This is a genomic window from Streptomyces sp. NPDC045968, from assembly GCF_056430475.1.
This window is the reverse complement of sequence record NZ_JBWKLF010000004.1, coordinates 154,695-173,327: the sequence shown is the minus strand read 5'-3', so window position 1 is coordinate 173,327 and position 18,633 is coordinate 154,695. Positions and strand designations below refer to the sequence as shown.

11 protein-coding genes are annotated in these 18,633 nt (G+C 71.9%); 7 read left to right on the top strand and 4 right to left on the bottom strand.

Annotated features, from left to right (window positions below; genetic code table 11):
• Nucleotides 1-25: 25 nt before the first annotated feature.
• Nucleotides 26-616, top strand: a complete 591-nt coding sequence (locus AC07FA_RS13655; RefSeq protein WP_479075399.1) for a malonic semialdehyde reductase — start codon at nucleotides 26-28, stop codon at nucleotides 614-616.
• Between the two features lie 81 nt (nucleotides 617-697).
• Here the strand turns inward: AC07FA_RS13655 and AC07FA_RS13650 are convergent, their stop codons facing one another.
• Nucleotides 698-1,216 carry a DUF4245 domain-containing protein gene (locus tag AC07FA_RS13650; protein WP_479075397.1) on the bottom strand — a complete coding sequence of 173 codons (519 nt, stop codon included), beginning with the start codon at nucleotides 1,214-1,216 and terminating at the stop codon, nucleotides 698-700.
• Between the two features lie 145 nt (nucleotides 1,217-1,361).
• Between AC07FA_RS13650 and glpX the strand changes: the two genes are divergently transcribed.
• Nucleotides 1,362-2,396, top strand: a complete 1,035-nt coding sequence (gene glpX, locus AC07FA_RS13645) for a class II fructose-bisphosphatase (protein ID WP_479075395.1) — start codon at nucleotides 1,362-1,364, stop codon at nucleotides 2,394-2,396.
• A 117-nt stretch (nucleotides 2,397-2,513) separates the two neighbouring features.
• Here glpX and AC07FA_RS13640 read toward each other — a convergent pair whose 3' ends face one another.
• Nucleotides 2,514-2,885 carry a WhiB family transcriptional regulator gene (locus tag AC07FA_RS13640; RefSeq protein WP_479075393.1) on the bottom strand — a complete coding sequence of 124 codons (372 nt, stop codon included), beginning with the start codon at nucleotides 2,883-2,885 and terminating at the stop codon, nucleotides 2,514-2,516.
• Nucleotides 2,886-3,044: 159 nt separating this feature from the next.
• The gene (locus AC07FA_RS13635) at nucleotides 3,045-3,743 is read right to left on the bottom strand and encodes a DUF1707 SHOCT-like domain-containing protein (protein WP_479075391.1); all 699 of its coding nucleotides are present in this window, start codon (nucleotides 3,741-3,743) and stop codon (nucleotides 3,045-3,047) included.
• A gap of 477 nt (nucleotides 3,744-4,220) precedes the next feature.
• On the opposite strand from AC07FA_RS13635, the gene AC07FA_RS13630 reads away from it, so the two are divergent.
• Entirely contained in the window at nucleotides 4,221-5,888 is a 1,668-nt protein-coding gene (locus AC07FA_RS13630) for a fumarate hydratase (protein ID WP_479075390.1), read from the top strand.
• 65 nt (nucleotides 5,889-5,953) lie between these two features.
• Here AC07FA_RS13630 and AC07FA_RS13625 read toward each other — a convergent pair whose 3' ends face one another.
• Nucleotides 5,954-6,967: a LuxR C-terminal-related transcriptional regulator gene (locus tag AC07FA_RS13625; RefSeq protein WP_479075388.1), complete on the bottom strand. Its 1,014-nt coding sequence runs from the start codon at nucleotides 6,965-6,967 to the stop codon at nucleotides 5,954-5,956.
• 208 nt (nucleotides 6,968-7,175) lie between these two features.
• On the opposite strand from AC07FA_RS13625, the gene AC07FA_RS13620 reads away from it, so the two are divergent.
• The 4 genes from AC07FA_RS13620 to AC07FA_RS13605 are packed head-to-tail and all read left to right on the top strand — an operon-like array spanning nucleotide 7,176 to nucleotide 18,586.
• Complete coding sequence (locus AC07FA_RS13620; RefSeq protein WP_479075927.1) at nucleotides 7,176-8,519, top strand: MFS transporter; 1,344 nt, start codon at nucleotides 7,176-7,178, stop codon at nucleotides 8,517-8,519.
• Entirely contained in the window at nucleotides 8,461-11,592 is a 3,132-nt protein-coding gene (locus AC07FA_RS13615) for a type I polyketide synthase (protein WP_479075386.1), read from the top strand. Before AC07FA_RS13620 ends, AC07FA_RS13615 begins: the two co-directional genes overlap by 59 nt.
• On the top strand, nucleotides 11,589-17,288 hold the full coding sequence (locus AC07FA_RS13610) for a MupA/Atu3671 family FMN-dependent luciferase-like monooxygenase (protein WP_479075385.1): 5,700 nt from the start codon (nucleotides 11,589-11,591) through the stop codon (nucleotides 17,286-17,288). The genes AC07FA_RS13615 and AC07FA_RS13610 overlap by 4 nt, the downstream gene beginning before the upstream one ends.
• The gene (locus AC07FA_RS13605; RefSeq protein ID WP_479075384.1) at nucleotides 17,285-18,586 is read left to right on the top strand and encodes a M18 family aminopeptidase; all 1,302 of its coding nucleotides are present in this window, start codon (nucleotides 17,285-17,287) and stop codon (nucleotides 18,584-18,586) included. The genes AC07FA_RS13610 and AC07FA_RS13605 overlap by 4 nt, the downstream gene beginning before the upstream one ends.
• Nucleotides 18,587-18,633 lie beyond the last annotated feature (47 nt).

Below are 18,633 nucleotides of genomic sequence, written 5' to 3'. Positions count from 1 at the left end.
GTACGTCCGGAAGGTAACCCGCACGATGTCCCTCGTTCTTGACCCCGCCGCCCAGGACCTCCTCTTCCGTGAGGCCCGCACCGCCAACACGTTCTCCGACGAGCCGGTGACCGATGAGCAGGTCCAGGCGATCTACGACCTGGTCAAGTACGGCCCCACCGCGTTCAACCAGTCGCCGCTGCGCGTCGTCCTGGTCCGTTCGGCCGAGGGCCGCGAGCGTCTCGTCACGCACATGGCCGAGGGCAACCAGCCGAAGACCTCCTCCGCACCGCTGGTCGCGATCCTCGCCGCCGACAACGAGTTCCACGAGGAGCTCCCGGCGCTCATGCCGCACTTCCCGCAGGTCAAGGACATGTTCTTCTCCGAGCGCCAGGTCCGCGAGCAGGCTGCCGCGCTGAACGCCTCGCTGCAGGCCGCCTACTTCATCATCGGCGTCCGCGCCGCCGGTCTCGCCGCCGGCCCGATGACCGGCTACGACGCCGCGGGCATCGAGAAGGAGTTCCTCGACGGCGACCACAAGGTCCTCATGGTCGTCAACATCGGCAAGCCGGGCGAGGACGCCTGGTTCCCGCGCCTGCCGCGCCTCTCCTACGACGAGGTCGTCACGACCGTCTGACCGCACGGCACACAGCCGGACGAACCGAGAAGGCCCCGGAGCACCATGTGCTCCGGGGCCTTCTTCGTGCGGGTCGGGAGGTCAGGACGTCTTGAGCGCCGCGGCCATCTGCGCCAGCCGCTCCGTGGAGGCCGAGCCCGTCACCACCGTGGTCGCACCGTCGGCGCGCAGCACGAGGGCGTCGTACTTCGGGCCCTTCCAGTGCTGCCAGGCCTCGCCCGCCACCTCGTGCGTACGCCCGGTGTCCGTCGCGCGCCGGCTGACCTCGGTGACGTACTTCTTCGCCGGGGCCGTGGACTGCTCCACCGCGACGTACTTGCCGTCCGGGTCGAGGAATCCCAGGTGCCAGCTGTTGGCCGCCTGACGCTCGTACGAGACCGAGGTCGGCTTCCAGCCCTTCGGCAGGCCGTCGGGCGCCGCCACCGGATAGGGCGCCGCGCGCCGCGCCGTCAGGAGCTCCACCCGGTAGTCGACGGCCTTCACCGGGTCGGCCTTGTCGTCGTGCGGAACGAAGACGTAGATGACCCCGGCAACGGCGGTGATCACGATCATCGACAGGAACATGTCCCGAACGGTCTGCTTGCCTCGCTTGCTTGCCACGGGCTCAATGGTGGCATGAGGCCCGGCACGCCCGGCCACGGGGCGCCCGCTCAAACGTGACCCGCCCTGCTCATTTTATCGACCTACCGATAGAGTCACAGGCACCCTCTTTTCCGGTCGTCGTCGTACAGAAAGGTGCGCTCCGATGTCCGAGCATCATCACCTGCCGTCCCAGCTCGAGGTTTCCCCGGAGGCCCCCGACCGCAACCTCGCCCTGGAGCTGGTCCGGGTCACCGAGGCCGCGGCCATGGCCGCCGGCCGCTGGGTCGGTCGCGGCGACAAGATCGGTGCCGACGGCGCCGCCGTGAACGCCATGCGGACCCTCGTCTCCACCGTCTCGATGAACGGCGTCGTCGTCATCGGCGAGGGCGAGAAGGACGAAGCCCCCATGCTCTACAACGGCGAGCGGGTCGGCGACGGCACCGGCGCCGAGGTCGACATCGCCGTCGACCCGATCGACGGCACCACCCTCAACGCGAAGGGCATGCCGAACGCCATCGCCGTGCTCGCCGCCGCCGACCGGGGCGCCATGTTCGACCCGTCCGCGGTCTTCTACATGGACAAGCTCGTCACCGGCCCCGAGGCCGCCGACTTCGTCGACATCAACGCCCCCGTCTCGGTCAACATCCGCCGGGTCGCCAAGGCGAAGAGCTCCACGCCCGAGGACGTCACCGTCGTCATCCTCGACCGTCCCCGGCACGACGGCATCGTCAAGGAGATCCGGGAGACCGGCGCCCGGATCAAGTTCATCTCCGACGGCGACGTGGCCGGCTCGATCATGGCCGCCCGCGAAGGGACCGGCGTCGACCTGCTGATGGGCATCGGCGGCACCCCCGAGGGCATCATCTCGGCCTGCGCCATCAAGTGCCTCGGCGGCGTCATCCAGGGCAAGCTCTGGCCGAAGGACGACGCCGAGCGCCGGCGCGCGCTGGACGCCGGGCACGACCTGGACCGGGTCCTGTCGACGAACGACCTGGTCAGCGGCGACAACGTGTTCTTCGTCGCCACGGGGATCACCGATGGCGAGCTCATGCGCGGTGTGCGGTACCGCGCGGAGACCGCGACCACCGAGTCGATCGTCATGCGGTCCAAGTCGGGCACGATCCGGAAGATCGACTCGACGCACCGTCTCTCGAAGCTGCGCGCGTACAGCGCCATCGACTTCGACCGCGCGAAGTAACCCCGTACATGAGGAATCCCGGCGGCCACGGCCGCCGGGATCCCGTACGCGAGGTCACGCGGGCGAAGAACGGTCTGGGTCAGGGGCTGCCGGTCGGGGCGGCCCCTGGCCCGTAGGTCAGCCGGCCGCGGCGATGTGCTCCGTCGTGGCCGTCGCCTTCAGCTCCATGTCACGCCTGCGCCGACGGGCGAGCACCACACGGCGTTCGGCGGCGGTGAGACCGCCCCACACCCCGTACGGCTCGGGCTGGACCAGGGCGTGTTCCTGGCATTCCACCATCACGGGACAGCGGGCGCAGACCCGCTTCGCGGCCTCCTCGCGGGACAGCCTGGCGGCCGTCGGCTCCTTCGACGGGGCGAAGAACAGTCCGGCTTCGTCCCGGCGGCACACCGCCTCCGCGTGCCAGGGACCGGCCTCGTCCTCCCGCGCGGGAGTGCGCTGGGAGGGCACGGCGACGACCTGCAGAGGCTGATGCGGCGGTTGCAGCACGGGTCTACTCCTGACGACGGCTTCGCGAGCGAGAGACGATGCAGCACTCCCTACCCGCTGTGCGCGCGCCTATGCACTGAGTGGCACTGGCTTGCGGCGCACGCAATTGCGACCGATCGCCCTGTATGGCCGAAACTCGAAGCGGAACAGCCGTGCGCCTCAGTGGCCGAGGTGTTTGCGCAACTGGTCGTGAAGGTTGGCAATGAGCTTGCCGCGCTTGGGTTTTGCCTCGACGTGCCCGAACACCGAATAGCCGTTCACCACGACCACCGGCGCTTCCGGGTCCGTGGATTCCAGTGTGTCCACTTCGAAATTGCCGAAAATTCCTGTCCCGCTGCCGCGCAACGAGATGTTCTCGGGGACCCTGATCTCGACGCTGCCGAAGATGGACGTGGCGTTGACGACGGTCAGCCTCTGTCCGAAAAGAGACTCGGTCAGATCGATCTCGACGCTGCCGAAGAGCGCGAAGGCATTGGTCCGGCCGCCGACCCGCCAGCGCCCCCGCCGCGTGGAGCTGCTGAAGACGGCCACCAGATTGTCGGCGGGGCCGGCCGGTGCCTCGGGGCCGTACATGTGCGAGGACGACGCGGTGTGCTGGGCGCCGCCCGCTCCGCTGGGCAGGTCACGCACCAGCGGTTCGAGCTCCCCGACGGTCTTGGCCCGGTAGACCAGATCGATCCGCTCGGCGTGCTCCTCCGCGGTCAGCCGACCGTCGGCCACGGCCTCCCGCAGGATGTCCGCGATCCGGTCACGGTCGGCGTCGGAGGCCCGGATTCCGGCCGGCGCGGGGGTGGCGGGAGTGGGTCCGGCCGGGGTGGCGGGCGGTTGCGGCTGCTGGGGCTGCTTTTCGAGGTCCACCGGGTCAGCGTACCGAAACGCGATAGATCGCGACTAGGGATTGGGGTGGGCGTGGCGGGGGCCGGGGGGCGTGGCGGAAGCGGGTGGGTGCGGGTGCGGGTGCGGGTGCGGGTGCGGGTGCGGGTGGCCGCTGCGCGGGGCTGTCCCCTACCCGCCCCTTCCCGAACCTGGGGCTCCGCCCCAGACCCCGCTCCTCAAACGCCGGAGGGGCTGGAGAGGGCTGGGGCGGGGTCGGGGGAAGGCTGGGGCCGGAGGAGGGTCGGGGTCGGGAGGAGGGCTGGGGCCGGGGGGGAGAGCTGGGGCCGGGGGGGGAGAGCTGGGGCCGGGGGGAGGGCTGGGGCCGGGAGGAGGGCTGGGCTTCGGTGGGGGGCGGGGGTGAGCCCTACCTCACAGGAGTGGGGTGTCCTCGGCGTTCTACCCTGGTGTGCGCTGCCCAAGGGAGGTCAGCAGCTGTCTGCCGAGTGAGGAATGGCCGTAATGCCAGAGTTTGCGTACTCCGATCTGCTCCCCCTGGGAGAGGACACCACGCCGTACCGTCTGGTGACCTCCGAGGGTGTATCCACCTTCGAGGCCGACGGCCGTACGTTCCTCAAGGTCGCGCCGGAGGCCCTGCGCACGCTCGCCGCCGAGGCGATGCACGACATCTCGCACTATCTGCGGCCCGCACACCTGGCGCAGCTGCGACGGATCGTGGACGACCCGGAGGCGTCGTCGAACGACAAGTTCGTCGCGCTCGACCTGCTGAAGAACGCCAACATCGCCGCCGCGGGCGTGCTGCCGATGTGCCAGGACACCGGCACGGCGATCGTCATGGGCAAGCGCGGACAGAACGTGCTCACCGAGGGCGGTGACGAGGAGGCCCTGTCGCACGGCATCTTCGACGCCTACACCAAGCTCAACCTGCGCTACTCGCAGATGGCCCCGCTGAACATGTGGGACGAGAAGAACACCGGCTCGAACCTCCCGGCCCAGATCGAGCTGTACGCGACCGACGGCGGCGCGTACAAGTTCCTCTTCATGGCGAAGGGCGGCGGTTCGGCCAACAAGTCGTTCCTGTTCCAGGAGACCAAGGCCGTACTGAACGAGACCTCCATGATGAAGTTCCTGGAGGAGAAGATCCGCTCCCTGGGTACGGCCGCCTGTCCGCCGTACCACCTGGCGATCGTCGTTGGCGGTACGTCGGCGGAGTTCGCGCTGAAGACCGCGAAGTACGCCTCCGCGCACTACCTGGACGAGCTGCCCGCCGAGGGCTCCCCCACCGGTCACGGTTTCCGTGACAAGGAGCTGGAGGAGAAGGTCTTCGAGCTGACGCAGAAGATCGGGATCGGGGCGCAGTTCGGCGGCAAGTACTTCTGCCACGACGTGCGGGTCGTGCGCCTGCCCCGGCACGGCGCCTCGCTGCCCGTCGCGATCGCCGTGTCCTGCTCGGCGGACCGCCAGGCCACCGCGAAGATCACCGCCGAGGGCGTGTTCCTGGAGCAGCTGGAGAAGGACCCCGCGCGCTTCCTGCCGGACACGACGGACGAGCACCTCGACGAGGCGGGTGACGTCGTGAAGATCGACCTCAACCGTCCCATGGACGAGATCCTCGCCGAGCTGACCAAGTACCCGGTGAAGACCCGGCTCTCGCTGACCGGCCCGCTGGTCGTGGCCCGCGACATCGCGCACGCCAAGATCAAGGAGCGGCTCGACGCGGGCGAGGAGATGCCCCAGTACCTGAAGGACCACCCGGTCTACTACGCGGGTCCCGCGAAGACGCCCGAGGGGTACGCCTCCGGTTCCTTCGGCCCGACCACGGCCGGCCGTATGGACAGCTACGTCGCGCAGTTCCAGGCGGCGGGCGGCTCGAAGGTGATGCTCGCCAAGGGCAACCGCTCCAAGCAGGTCACCGACGCGTGCGACGCGCACGGCGGCTTCTACCTCGGCTCGATCGGTGGTCCCGCGGCGCGGCTCGCGCAGGACTGCATCAAGAAGGTCGAGGTCGTCGAGTACGAGGAGCTCGGCATGGAGGCGGTCTGGAAGATCGAGGTCGAGGACTTCCCGGCGTTCGTCGTGGTCGACGACAAGGGCAACGACTTCTTCACCGAGCCGGCCCCGGCACCGACGTTCACGAGCATTCCCGTACGGGGTCCCGGCCTCGGCTGATCCGGCCTCTCGTACGTGCCCGCGGGGGCGTTCCGGCTTCGGCCGGGGCGCCCCCGCCCGCGTCCTCAGGCGTCGGGGCCCTCGTCCAGGAGGCCCGACGTGGCGACCAGGAAGCCGAGCTGGGCGCGGCTGTTGCTGCCCAGCTGGTCGGAGACCTTGCGCATGTGTTCGGCGACGCTGCGGCGGCTCATGCCGAGGCGGCGGGCGATCGACGCGTCGGTCTCGCCGTTGACGACCGCCTGGAGGATGGCGCGCTGGAGGTCGGACGTGATCACGGGGGTGCGCAGCGGGGCGCGTTCCGGGCGGACCGGCACCGCGCGGGCCCATGCCTCGTCGAAGTCGCGGGCCAGGAAGCGGACCAGCGAGGGGTGCTGGATGCGCAGGGCGTTGTGCGGCTCGTCGGAGAACGGGATGAACGCCAGGTCCCGGTCGAACACGAGGACCCGGTCCACCACCTCGGCCAGCGTCCTGACCTCGGCCCCGGCCGCGGTCACCTGCTCGATGTACGAGAGCGTCGTGCGGTCGGCCCGGACCGTGTGCTGGTAGATCGTCCGCTGCCGGATGCCCCTCCGCAGGTTGCCCAGGTCCCGGATCAGCGACTCCCGCAGGATGTGGGCCGGCCGGCCGCCGCCCGGGTGCGCCGTGCGGACCTCCTCGCGGCAGCCGGCCACGCCGGCGTCGAGCGCCTTGCTGATCACGGCCTCGCCGGTGAGCCGGGTGAGGGCGGGCTGCTGGAGCCGGTGCACATCGGCGTACAGCGCCTCGAAGACGGAGAGGGCGGCGCGGGCGGACCGCAGCGTGCGGCGCTGCTCGACGATCGCCTCCTCCATCGGGGCGAGCGCGGCGAACGAAGCCGTCTCCGGCGGTACGGGGATCATGAATCCCGGCGAGTCGTCGTCCGCCACCATCAGGTGCAGGGCCCGCAGACAGTCGGCCACCTCGTCCTGCGGAAGGCTCCCCTCCACCAACGCGCGCCGGTATATGGCGAGTGCCACGTCGCAGGGACGCTCGCTCGGCAAGCGGCCGGAAGTCGATTCGCGGCAATCACATACCGGTGGGATGGAATGATCGTCCTTCACAAGTATGCAGATTACATTTGTGCCCACGGAGCGACGGCGATGAGCGCGGTGCCTGCATGACTATGAGCGGGTGACGCTCGGCAGCAACGGCACAGACGGCCAATCGGACCCCCGGGACAAGGAAGCGGACAGCGCGGCACGTTCGGAACGGCGTTATCGAATCCTCGTCGCCGGTTACGCGGTCTCTTCGTACGGCACCTTCCTGAATATGGTCGCGCTCAATCTGTTCGTCTATGCGACGACGGGCAGAGCACTCGCCATGGGCCTGTTCATGGCGGTGCGGCTGGCATCCGGATTCGTCGCCGGACTGGCGGCGGGCGGGCTGCTCGCGCGTTTCGCGGCGAAGAGCATCATGCTCTGGGCCAATGTGGCGCAGGCGGCCGTGATGCTGCTGCTGATTCTGGTGCCGGACGGGATGCGGGGGACGGCGCTGACGGCAGTCTCGGTGGTGATCGGGGCGTGCGGGACGCTTTTCATGGTGTCGCTGCGCAGCTCCATTCCCGAGATGGTCGGCGCGGACCGCAGGGCCTGGGCGAACTCCCTGTCCATCACGGGGCGTTCGCTGGCGATGGTGGCCGGATTCGCATCGGCCGGTGTGGTGGTGTCCCTGGTGGGGTACACAGCGGCCTTCGTGGTCGACATGGCGACCTTTGTGGCCTGCGCGGTGACGGTGGCTCTGCTGCCGATCACGGCGGGCGGCAGAGGCGGGGACGCATCGCCGGATTCGGAGGGGGATTCCGGCGGGCGTACTGAAGAGGGGCCGGCCGATCGGCCGGTCAGGGGCGCGGCGGCGCGGGAGGGAACGGGGCGACGGCGGAAGCCGGTCGCGTTCCTCGCGCTGGCCGCCGCGCCCGGCCTGGGTCTCATGGTGGCTCTGCGCGGGGTGGACGCCTTCGGCTCGTCCTCCCACAACGCGGCGCTTCCGGTGTACTCCAGCGACGTGGACGCGGCGAACCCCGCCGTGTTCGTCAGCGCGTTCTGGTGCCTGTGGGCGCTCGGCAACATCGCCGCCCAGCAGGTGATCCAGCGGTACACGAAGCGCACGGGCCGGGCGGTCGGGGCGTTGGGCTTCGGTTACGGGACGGTCGTGATGTCCTCGGCCTTCATCCTCGCGTTCGCCGGCTTCCCGTTGGCCGCGACCGCCGTGATCGCGCTGATCGCGGGCGCCGCCGACGGGCTCACCGAGGTGTCGTACACCTCGCATCTCCAGACGCTGCCGGCCGGACTGCGCGGTCATGCCTTCGGGCTCTCCGCGACCTTCGAGAACCTCGGCTTCGGCGTGGGCATGATCCTCGTCGCCGCCGCTCTCGACGGGTACAGCCCCCTGACGGTCGTCGCGTGGTCCCATGGGGCTGCCATCGTGGTCGCACTGGCGTTCCTGCTTCGGGTGACACGACGGCGGGTAGCGGGGCTGCGGGCGCCCGGGAGCCGGGCGGTGGGGCCGCGGCGCGCGGAGCCGCGGCGGGGCAGGGCCGGCGAGGGGGAAGACGCAGGTGAGGGAGAACCGCATCGCGGTGATCGGGACGGCGCTGAGACTCCCCGGAGCCAGTGACACCGCGGAGTTGTGGCGCGACATCCGCGCCGGTGTCTCGCACGTGCGCCGTTTCACCCCGGCCGAATTCGCCGCCGCCGGGGTGCCCGAGGCGGATTACACCGCGCGGGACTACACCGGGGCGAGTGCCCTGCTGGACTCCGTGGACGGGTTCGACGCCGGGTTCTTCTCGATGAGCGGCCGGGAGGCGACACTCACCGATCCGCAGCAGCGGCTCTTCCTGGAGTGCTGCTTCCACGCGCTGGAGGACGGCGGTTACGCGGAACCGGACCCCGCCGTCAGGATCGGGGTGTACGGAAGCACCGGATACCGCCTCTACTCGCTGCACAGCTATCTCGCCGGAAACCTCACCGAGGAGATCCGGACCGGCGACTGGATGACTCACAAACAGGTCCAGGTCGGCACCTACCCGGACTTCGCGGCGAACCGGGCCGCGTACCGGCTGGGTCTCACCGGACCGGCCGTCAACGTGGCGACGGCCTGTTCGAGTTCGCTGGTCTCCGTGCATCTGGCCTGCCAGGCACTGCGCGCGGGCGAGGCCGATCTGATGCTGGCGGCCTCGGCCGCCCTGCACTTACCCCAGATCACCGGGCATCACCGGGTGAAGGGCTCCACGCTCTCCCCCACCGGTACGGTCCGCGCCTTCGACGCGGACGCGGACGGCACCGTCGGCGGCAACGGTGTGGTGGCCGTCCTGCTGAAGCGGCTGGACCGGGCGCTCGCCGACGGCGACACCGTGCACGCGGTGATCCTGGGCTCGGCCGTCACCAACGACGGCGCCGGTAAGCGGGGCTTCGCCGCACCGGGCGTGGCCGGGCAGCGCGACGCGGTGCTGGGCGCGCTGGACGCCGCGGGGGTGGCCGCCGGTTCCGTGGGCTATGTGGAGGCGCACGGCACGGGCACGCTCAAGGGCGATCCCATCGAATTCGCCGCCCTCACGGCGGCCTTCCGCCGTGACACCGACCGGACGGGCTTCTGCGCCCTGGGCTCCACCAAGCCCGCCCTCGGTCATCTGGACAGCGCGGCCGGGCTCGCCGGGCTGGTCAAGGCGATCGAGGTACTGCGTCACGGGGTGGTGCCCCCGCTGGTGAACTTCGCCCGGCCCAACCCCGCCCTCGCGGTCGGGGACAGCCCGTTCCTGCTGCCGGACCGTGAGCGCGCGTGGCCGCTGCCCGGGGTCCGCCGGGCGGGGGTCCATTCCATCGGGATGGGCGGTACGAACGCGCACGTGATCCTGGAGCAGGCACCCGCGCGGCCCGTCCGCCCGGCGACCGCCGGGGCCCCGGGACTTCTTCCGCTCTCCGGCGCGAGCCACGAGGCGCTCGTGGCATACGCCCGCGCCTTCCGCGAGCGGCTGGTGCGCGGACCCGTGCCGGAGCCGGCCGATCTGCTGGTCACGGCGGCGCTGGGCCGGCGCCTCCTGCCCCACCGGCTGGTCGTGACCTCGCCGGACCCGGTGGCAGGGCTGGACGCCTTCCTGTCGGGGGCGGCCGCCGAGGGGGCGTACGAGAGCGGCGTCGTGGAGCGGTCGGCCGAGCCGGTCTTCCTCTTCAGCGGGCAGGGCGGCGGACACCCCGGCATGGCGGCCCGGCTCGCGGCCCGCTTCCCCGTGGCCGCCGGGGCGCTCGCCGTCTGCGCACGGGTGTACGAGGAGGAGACGGGCCACGGCGACTTCCTGGCCCGTGTCGTCGACGGCCGGGGGCCCGGACGGTGGGACACCGACTTCGCGCAGCCCGCCCTGTTCGCCCTCCAGATCGCCCAGGCCCGGCTGTGGGAACAGCTCGGTGTGACCCCCTCACGGGTGGCCGGGCACAGTGTCGGGGAGTACGCGGCGCTGTGCGTGGCCGGGGCGCTGGGCGTCGAGGACGGGATGCGGCTGCTGTGCCGGCGCGGGGAGCTGATGCAGCGGGGCTCGGCCGTCGGCGCGATGCTCGCGGTCTTCGTATCACGGGGGCGCTTACGGGAGTTGGTGTCCGCCGTCGACGGCCTGGAGCTCGCCGTGGCCAACGGGCCCACCCATCACGTCGTCGCCGGCCCCCCTGCGGCGGTCGCGGAGGCGCGGGCGCTGCTGACGGCGCGCGGCGAGGCGTACGAGCGGGTGGACGTGGACCGGGCCTTCCACACGGCGCTGCTCGATCCGGTGCTCGCCGCGTTGCGGGTCGCCGCCGGGAAGATGGAACTTCGGCCGGTACGGGTGGAGTTCGTGAGCGGTCTCGACGGGTCCGTACGCCCTCCGGGATGGCTTCCGGATGCCGACTACCTGGTCCGGCAGGCCCGGCGGCCCGTCGACTTCGGGGCCGTACTCGCCTCGATCGGCGCACCGGTCGGCGTGGGCGGGGGCGCCGCTCCCGTGGCGCTGGAACTCGGGCCGTCCGCCACCCTGACGGGCATGGTGCGCCGAGCGCTCCCCGACGCCGTGTGCGTGCCGGCCCGGGAGTGGGAGCGGGCCGTGGCCCGGCTCCACTGTGCGGGCGTCGCGGTCGACTGGCGGGCGCTGCTCGATGGCTGCGGCGGCCGCCGGGTGCCGCTGCCGACGTACCCGTTCCGGCATCAGTCGTACTGGACCGGTCCGCCGCCGGTTCCGGTCGCCCCGCACACCCACGGACACCCGACGGAGGATGGCATGACCGAACAGGCCGCAGTGGACAGCGTGCTGGAGCGCGTACTGGATCGCGTGCTGGAGCTGACCGCCCGTCATCTCGGCCACGCACCCTCGGAGATCGGCGCCGACCGGTCGTTCGTCGCGCTGGGCGCGGACTCGCTCCAGCTCATCGGCATGGTCCGGCAGCTGGAGGCGGAGTTCGGCACGGAGATCGCCATGCGGGAGATCCTGGAGGAAGCGGGAACGCCGCGCCTCACGGCCCGGCTCATAGCGAGCCGGACGGCGCCGGAGCCCGCGGACACGACCGCACCGGTGGTCCCGGGCGACGCATCCACGTGGGCGACGCGCGCCGAGGTGGAGGAACTGTCGCGCCAGATACAGCAGTTGGCCGAGACACAGGCCGCCATGCTGACCCAGCTCTCCGACGCCGTCGCCCTGCTCGGCCGCTCCACCGGGTCGACGGACCGATGAGCGCGACGGACGGATCGGCCGCCGCGGTGGAGACGCCCGACACGCTCTCCCGTGCCGCCGCGGTGGAGACGCCGGACACGCTCTCCCGTGCCACCGCCGCGGTGGAGAGGGCTGCCGCACTCTCCCGTCGGCTGACCGAACAGCTGGCGGCGGCCGCCACCGCGGCTCCAGCACCCTCCGCCGTGCCCCACGGCCCCCGCCTCCTCGTCGATCCGGCGGGCGGGATGGCCGGCGCGTCGGCCGATGCCGGCCAACGCGCCCACACCGCCTCCCTCGTACGCCGGCTGACCGCACGCACTGCCACATCGAAGGCCCTCGCCCAGCATCACCGGCCGGTACTCGCCGACAGCCGGGCCGTCGTCGGCTTCCGCGCCGCCACCAAGGAAATGCTGTATCCGATCGCCGCCCGCTCGGCACATGGCGCCCACCTCACCGATGTCGACGGCAACGACTACACCGACATCACCATGGGGTTCGGCGCCCTGCTCTTCGGCCACGAGCCGGAATTCGTGACCGATGCCGTGCAGCGCCACCTCTCCCACGGCCTCCGCTTCGGCCCCCGCTCCCCCGACACCGGCGAGGCGGCGGCGCTCCTCGCCGAGCTGACCGGGATGGAGCGGGTGGCCTTCGCCGGTTCCGGTACGGAGGCCAACTCGGCGGCCGTCCGGCTGGCCCGCACCGCGACCGGACGCGACAAGATCGTCATGTTCCGCGGCTCGTACCACGGGCACATCGACTCCGTGCTCGGCCGCCCCGGAGGCCCCGGCCACCACGCCGTCCCCGTCTCGCGCGGCATCCCCGCCTCCGCCGTCGCCGAGCTGATCGTGCTGGAGTACGGCAGCCAGGAGGCACTCGACACCGTCGCCGCGCTCGCGGACAGCATCGCCGCCGTCCTCGTCGAGCCCGTGCAGTGCCGCAACCCGGGACTCCGGCCGGTGGACTTCCTGCGCGCGCTGCGCGACCTCACCGCGCGCCGGGGCATCGTGCTGCTCTTCGACGAGATGCTCACCGGCCTGCGCCCGCACCCGCGCGGCGCCCAGCACCACTTCGGCGTCGTGCCCGACCTCGCCACCTACGGCAAGGCTCTCGGCAGCGGTTTCCCGGTCGGCGCGGTCGCGGGCCGGGCGGATCTGCTCGACGGGGTCGACGGCGGGTTCTGGAGGTACGGGGACGACAGCGGGCCCCCGCACGAGACCACCTTCATCGGCGGTACGTATATGCAGCACCCGCTCTCCATGGCGGCGGCGAAGGCGGTACTCACCCACCTCAAGGAACAGGGCCCGGGGCTCCAGGACCGGCTGAGCGCCCGCACGGACGCGCTCGCCGCCGACCTCAACGCCTTCTTCAGGGATGAGCAATTCCCCCTGGAACTGGCCCACTTCGGGTCGATGTTCCGCTTCACCCACCGCGCCGACATGGACCTGCTCTATTACCACCTGCTGCTGCGCGGTCTGTACGTGTGGGAGTGGCGCAGCTTCTATCTCTCCACCGCCCACACGGACGAGGACGTCGCGGAGATCTCGGCCGCGGTGAAGGGGTCCCTGCGCGAACTGCGCGACGGCGGCTTCTTCCCCGCCCCGGAGCGCCCGAAGCGCCTGACGCCCGTGCGCGACGGCCGGGACGGACCCCGCCCCGCGCCCGGCTTCGGTGTCTACTTCTTCGGCGACCATCCCGAGAGCGCCGACACCCCGGAGGCGTACGAGACCGTCTTCGAGACCGCCCGCTTCGCCGACACACACGGCTTCGACTCGGTCTGGCTGCCCGAGCGGCACTTCCACTCCTTCGGCGGCCTCTTCCCCAACCCGGCCGTCCTCGCCTCCGCGATCGCGCGCGAGACCGACCGCGTCCGGATCAACGCCGGGTCCGTCGTCCTGCCGCTGCACGACCCGGTGCGCGTCGCGGAGGAGTGGTCGGTCGTCGACAACCTCTCCGGCGGGCGGGTCGGCATCGGGTGCGCGACCGGCTGGCACGCCCAGGACTTCGCCCTGCACCCGGACCGGTTCGCGGACCGCAGGGAGATCGCGTTCGCGCACCTGGACGAGGTGCGCGCGCTGTGGCGCGGCGAGACCGTACGGCGCCGGACGGGGGACGGCTCCAAGACCGGCATACGCGTCCATCCGCGGCCGGTGCAGAGCCAACCGCCGATGTTCCTCGCCACGTCCGGGCAGCGCGGATCGTACGAGGAGGCGGCCCGGCGGGATCTCGGCATCGTCACCAACCTGATGAGCCAGACGGTGGACGAGCTGACCGCGAACATCGGGCACTACAGGCGCGTACGGGCGGAGTGCGGCCTCGACCCGGAGGCGGGCCGGGTGACCGTCCTGGTGCACACCTACCTCGCGCCGGATCACGCCGTCGCGCGGGCCGAGGCACTGGAGCCGATGAGCCGCTATCTGCGCGCCTCCCTGCTGATGCGGTCGGCGGCGGGTGCGCTCGGCCACAGCCCGCAGGACGTGGCCGCCGCGAGCCAGGAGGACCTGGACTATCTGTTCCGGCGGGCCTACGACCGGTACTGCGACCAGCGGGCGTTGATCGGATCGCCGGAGACCGCCGCGCCGTTCGTCGACGCGCTGCACCGGGCGGGCGTCGACGAGATCGCCGCGCTGGTCGACTTCGGGGTGAGCGGGGAGCAGCTGCGGGCGGGGCTCGACCAGCTGGATGTGCTGCGGCGCCGCACCCACGAACGGGAACGGGAGCGGGGAAGGGAAAAGGAGAGGGCCCGGGAGCGGGAGACCGTCGCGCCCGCCACCTCCGGTCAACGCCGCCTCTGGCTCGCCTCCGCGTTGCTCGGCAACCCGGCCGCGTACAACGAGACGCAGGCGGTACGTCTGCGCGGCCCCCTCGACGAGAGCGCCTGCCGCACCGCCGTGGACGGGCTGGTCGCCCGTCACGCCGGTTTGCGTACGGTGTTCCGGGCCGGGCAGCGGGACGAGACGGTGCTCCAGGTCGTACGGGAAGGCCGGCGCGTGGAGCTGCTGGTGACCGACGCGCGGGGCCAACGGGCCGAGGAGGCGATCGCAGCGGTGCTCTCCGAGGAGAGCACCCGTGCCTACGACCTGGCCGAGGGCCCTCTCGTGACACCGCGCCTGGTCCGGCTGGCCGCCGACGACCACGTGCTGGTGTTCGGGATGCACCACATCGTCACGGACTCCCATTCGGCAGCGCTGATCACTGCGGATCTGGAAGAGCTGTACCGGGCGGCCCTGGAGAAACGGCCCCCCGTCTTCGCACGCCCCGCGGGCACCACGCTCGGGGCCGCCGAACCGCCCCGGAGCGCCGCCGACCTCGCGTGGTGGCGTGAGCGGCTCGGTGAGAAGCCGCCCGTGCTGGAGCTGCCCACGGACCGGCCGCGCGGGCGGCGGGTCGCGGGGCGCGGTGGCGCCGAAGCCGTACGGATCGACCGGGAGCGCACCGCGCGGCTCCAGGAGTGGAGCGGGGAGCAGGGCGTCACGCTGTTCGCGACGCTGTGCACGGCCTGGCAGCTGGTGCTGCGGCACCGCTCGGGACAGCAGGAGTTCGTGCTCGGCTCGACGTTCGGGCGGCGCACGCCCGCCACCCGGGACACGGTCGGCTTCCACGTGGCGCTGCTGCCGCTGCGGGTGTCGCTGCCCGAGGGGACGCCGGTCGCGGAGGCGGTGCGGGCCACGGGGCGCGCCCTGTTCGAGGCCGACGAGCACAGTGACGTCGACGTGGACGCGCTGCTGGCCGACGGGCACCCGGACCCGGGCAGCCCGCGCCCGCTGGTCACCGTCTCCGTGGACCTCGACACCGCGACGCTGTCCAGGATCGAGCTGCCCGGACTGCGCGCCGAGGAGGTGGCGGCCGGGACGGAGTCCGCCCCGCTGGAACTGGCCCTGATGGCCACCCGCACGGCTTCGGGGCTGCGGTTACGGCTGCGCTACGACGCGGACCTGTTCGACGCGGAGACGGTACGCGGCTATCTCGCCGAGCTGGACGAGACGCTGGCATCGATGGTCGCCCCTTCCGGCGGGAGCGGGAGCGACACCGCACGGGACACCGGGACGGCCCTGCGCGCGGTCTGGGAGTCGGTGCTCGACGTCCGCGGCTTCTGCGACACGGCCAACTTCTTCGACCTCGGCGGCAATTCCATCGCCGCGATCCGCCTGGTGAACCGGGTGCGCGACGCGCTGGGCGTGGACTACCCGATGGCCGACTTCTTCTCCGAGGCCACGCTGCGGGCCATGACACGACAGCTCTCCGGGACCACGGACCCGGTGCTCACCGGGACCACCGACCCGGCAGGTCCCTCCGCGGGACCCGGCACGCCCGTCGACCGCGCGCCCGTCAGCGACCAGCAGGCACGCATGATCGCCGGCCATCACTCCGTACCCCGCCCCGAGGTGTGGAACGTCCCGACGCGCCTCACCTTCACCGGGCATCTGGACCCCGGTGCCCTGCGTTCCGCGCTCGCCGAGGTCGTCGCCCGCCACCACGCGCTGCGCACCCGCTTCGTGCAGGACGCGGACGGCGCCTGGTGGCAGGAAGTCCTCCCGCCGCCGCCGCTCGACCTGCCGGCCGAGGACCTGACCGGGCTGCCGCCGGGTGAACGGCGGGAGCGCGCCGACGCGCTGTGCCGGGAGACGGCGGGCAGCGGTTTCGATCTCGCCCGCCCCGCGCTGCCCAAACTGCGGCTGCTGCGCGTCGAGGAGGACCGCTGGGCCCTGATGTTCGTCCTGCACCACATCACCGCGGACGGCTGGTCCCTGTCCCTGCTGCTCGCCGAGATCGCCGCGCTGTACACGGCGGCGGCGGCCGGTGTCCCGCACGAACTGGCCGCGCCCGGCGCACAGCCCACCGAGTACGCCCGCCATCAGCGCGCCCGGCACGATCCGGCGACGGAGGCGCGCCGGGCCGCGCACTGCGCGGCCTATCTCGACGGGGTGCCGTCCGCGGTCGCCGTACCCACCGACCATCCGCGTCCCGATGCGCTGAGCGGGCGCGGGGACACGATCCGCGGGCAGGTCTCCGGCGAGCTGCGCGCGGCGGTGGAGTCGTTCGCGAGTTCCCTGCACACCACCCCGTTCGCGGTGGCGGCGACAGTGCTCGGGGTGTTCCTGGCCCGGCTCTCGGGGGAACCGGACATCCTGCTGAGCGTTCCGTACGCCAACCGCGAGGGCACCGCGTACGAGTCGCTGGTGGCCATGACGTCCACCGCGGTCATGGTGCGCGTACGGCTGGATTCAGCCAATCCCGGGGAGAGTTGTGCGGAGCTGACCGTGCGTACCGGTGCGGGTGCCATGGGCGCCATGGCACACGTACTGCCCACGGCCAGGATCATGCAGGCGATGCGGGACGCGGGCGCGGAGCACGTGCCGGACCGGGTACCGCACGTGCTGGCCTTCCAGAACTCCGTCGACACGGACATCGAGATCCCCGGCCTGCGGGTCGAGGTGGAGGATCTCGCACCGTTGCTTTCCCGCAGCGAGCTGTGCTTCGGACTTGCGCCGCGACGGGACCCTGCGATGGGTTATCGGACGTTCCTGGAGTTCTCCGCTGACCTCTGGAACAGGGACACCGCCGAACGGCTCCTCACCGGATACACCGACCTGCTCGCGGAGTTCTGCGCGCGTCCTGACCGGCCGGTCAGGGAGCTGCTGCGCGCGGGACGCCCCGAACCATCAGTGCCTTCACCCTCACCGTCACTGCCGAACACCGGAAAGGCGGAAGTCGTATGACGCCGGCCCCCCACCGCAGCCACACCGACGACCTGCTCTCCTTCATCGCGGCCAGCCCCTCGCCGTACCACGCCGTCGCCAGCGCCACCCAGCGTCTGGAGAAGGCGGGCTTCCGCGAGCTGCGCGGAACGGACGACTGGACCGGTGCGACCGGCGGGTGCTTCGTCGCCCGCGCCGGAGCGCTCATCGCCTGGTACGCGCCCGAGGGCGCCCCGGCCCACACGCCCTTCCGGATCGTCGGGACCCACACCGACTCCCCGAATCTGCGGATCAAGCCGAACCCCGACACCGGTTCGGCCGGCTGGCGGCAGATCGGCGTGGAGATCTACGGCGGCGTCCCCCTCAACACCTGGCTGGACCGCGATCTCGGCGTCTCCGGCCGGCTGGCCCTGCGCGGTCCGGACGGCTTCCCCCGTACGAAGCTCATCCAGATCGACGAACCTCTGCTGCGGGTCCCGCAGTTGGCGATCCATCTGGACCGTACGGTCAACGAGGGCGTCGCTCTGGACCGGCAGCGGCACATCGCCCCGGTGTGGGCGCTCGGCGACCCGGAGGAGGGTGCGCTGCTGCGCCGGGTGGCGGCGGCCGCCGAGGAGGAGCCGGGCGACGTACTGGCCTGGGACCTGATGCTGCACGACATCCAGCCGCCCGGATATCTGGGCGTGGAGCGGGAGTTCGTGGTCGCGTCACGGCTCGACAACCTGATCTCGGTGCATGCGGGCGTCACCGCGCTGGTGGCCGCGGCGACCGGCGTCGAGCAGCCCGGGCACGTGCCGGTGCTGGCCGCCTTCGACCACGAGGAAGTCGGCAGCGGCTCGGAGACGGGTGCGCAGAGCCCCCTGCTCGAAAGGGTGCTCGGCCGGACGGTCACCGCACGGGGCGGCTCGGGCGAGGACTGGTCACGCGCCCTGTCGGGCTCGTTCTGTGTGTCCGCCGACATGGCGCACGCCGTGCATCCCAACTACGCGGAGCGCCACGACCCGGACCACCGCCCGCTGCCCAACGGCGGCCCGACGGTCAAGGTCAACGTCAACCAGCGGTACGCCACCGACAGCACGGGCGTCGCGATGTTCACGGCGGCGTGCGAGCGGGCGGGGGCGCCGTGGCAGCCGTTCGTCTCCAACAACGCCATGCCGTGCGGCACGTCGATCGGCCCGCTGACCGCGGCCAGGCTCGGCGTCACCACCGTGGACGTCGGGGTGCCGGGGCTGTCCATGCACTCGGCGCGCGAACTCTGCGGGGCGGACGATCCGGGGTATCTGGCCGCCATCCTCGGCGCGTTCATGACGTCCGGCTGACCGGACCGCCCGCTCCGTCGCCCCCGCCCTCGCCCCCGCCCGACCGG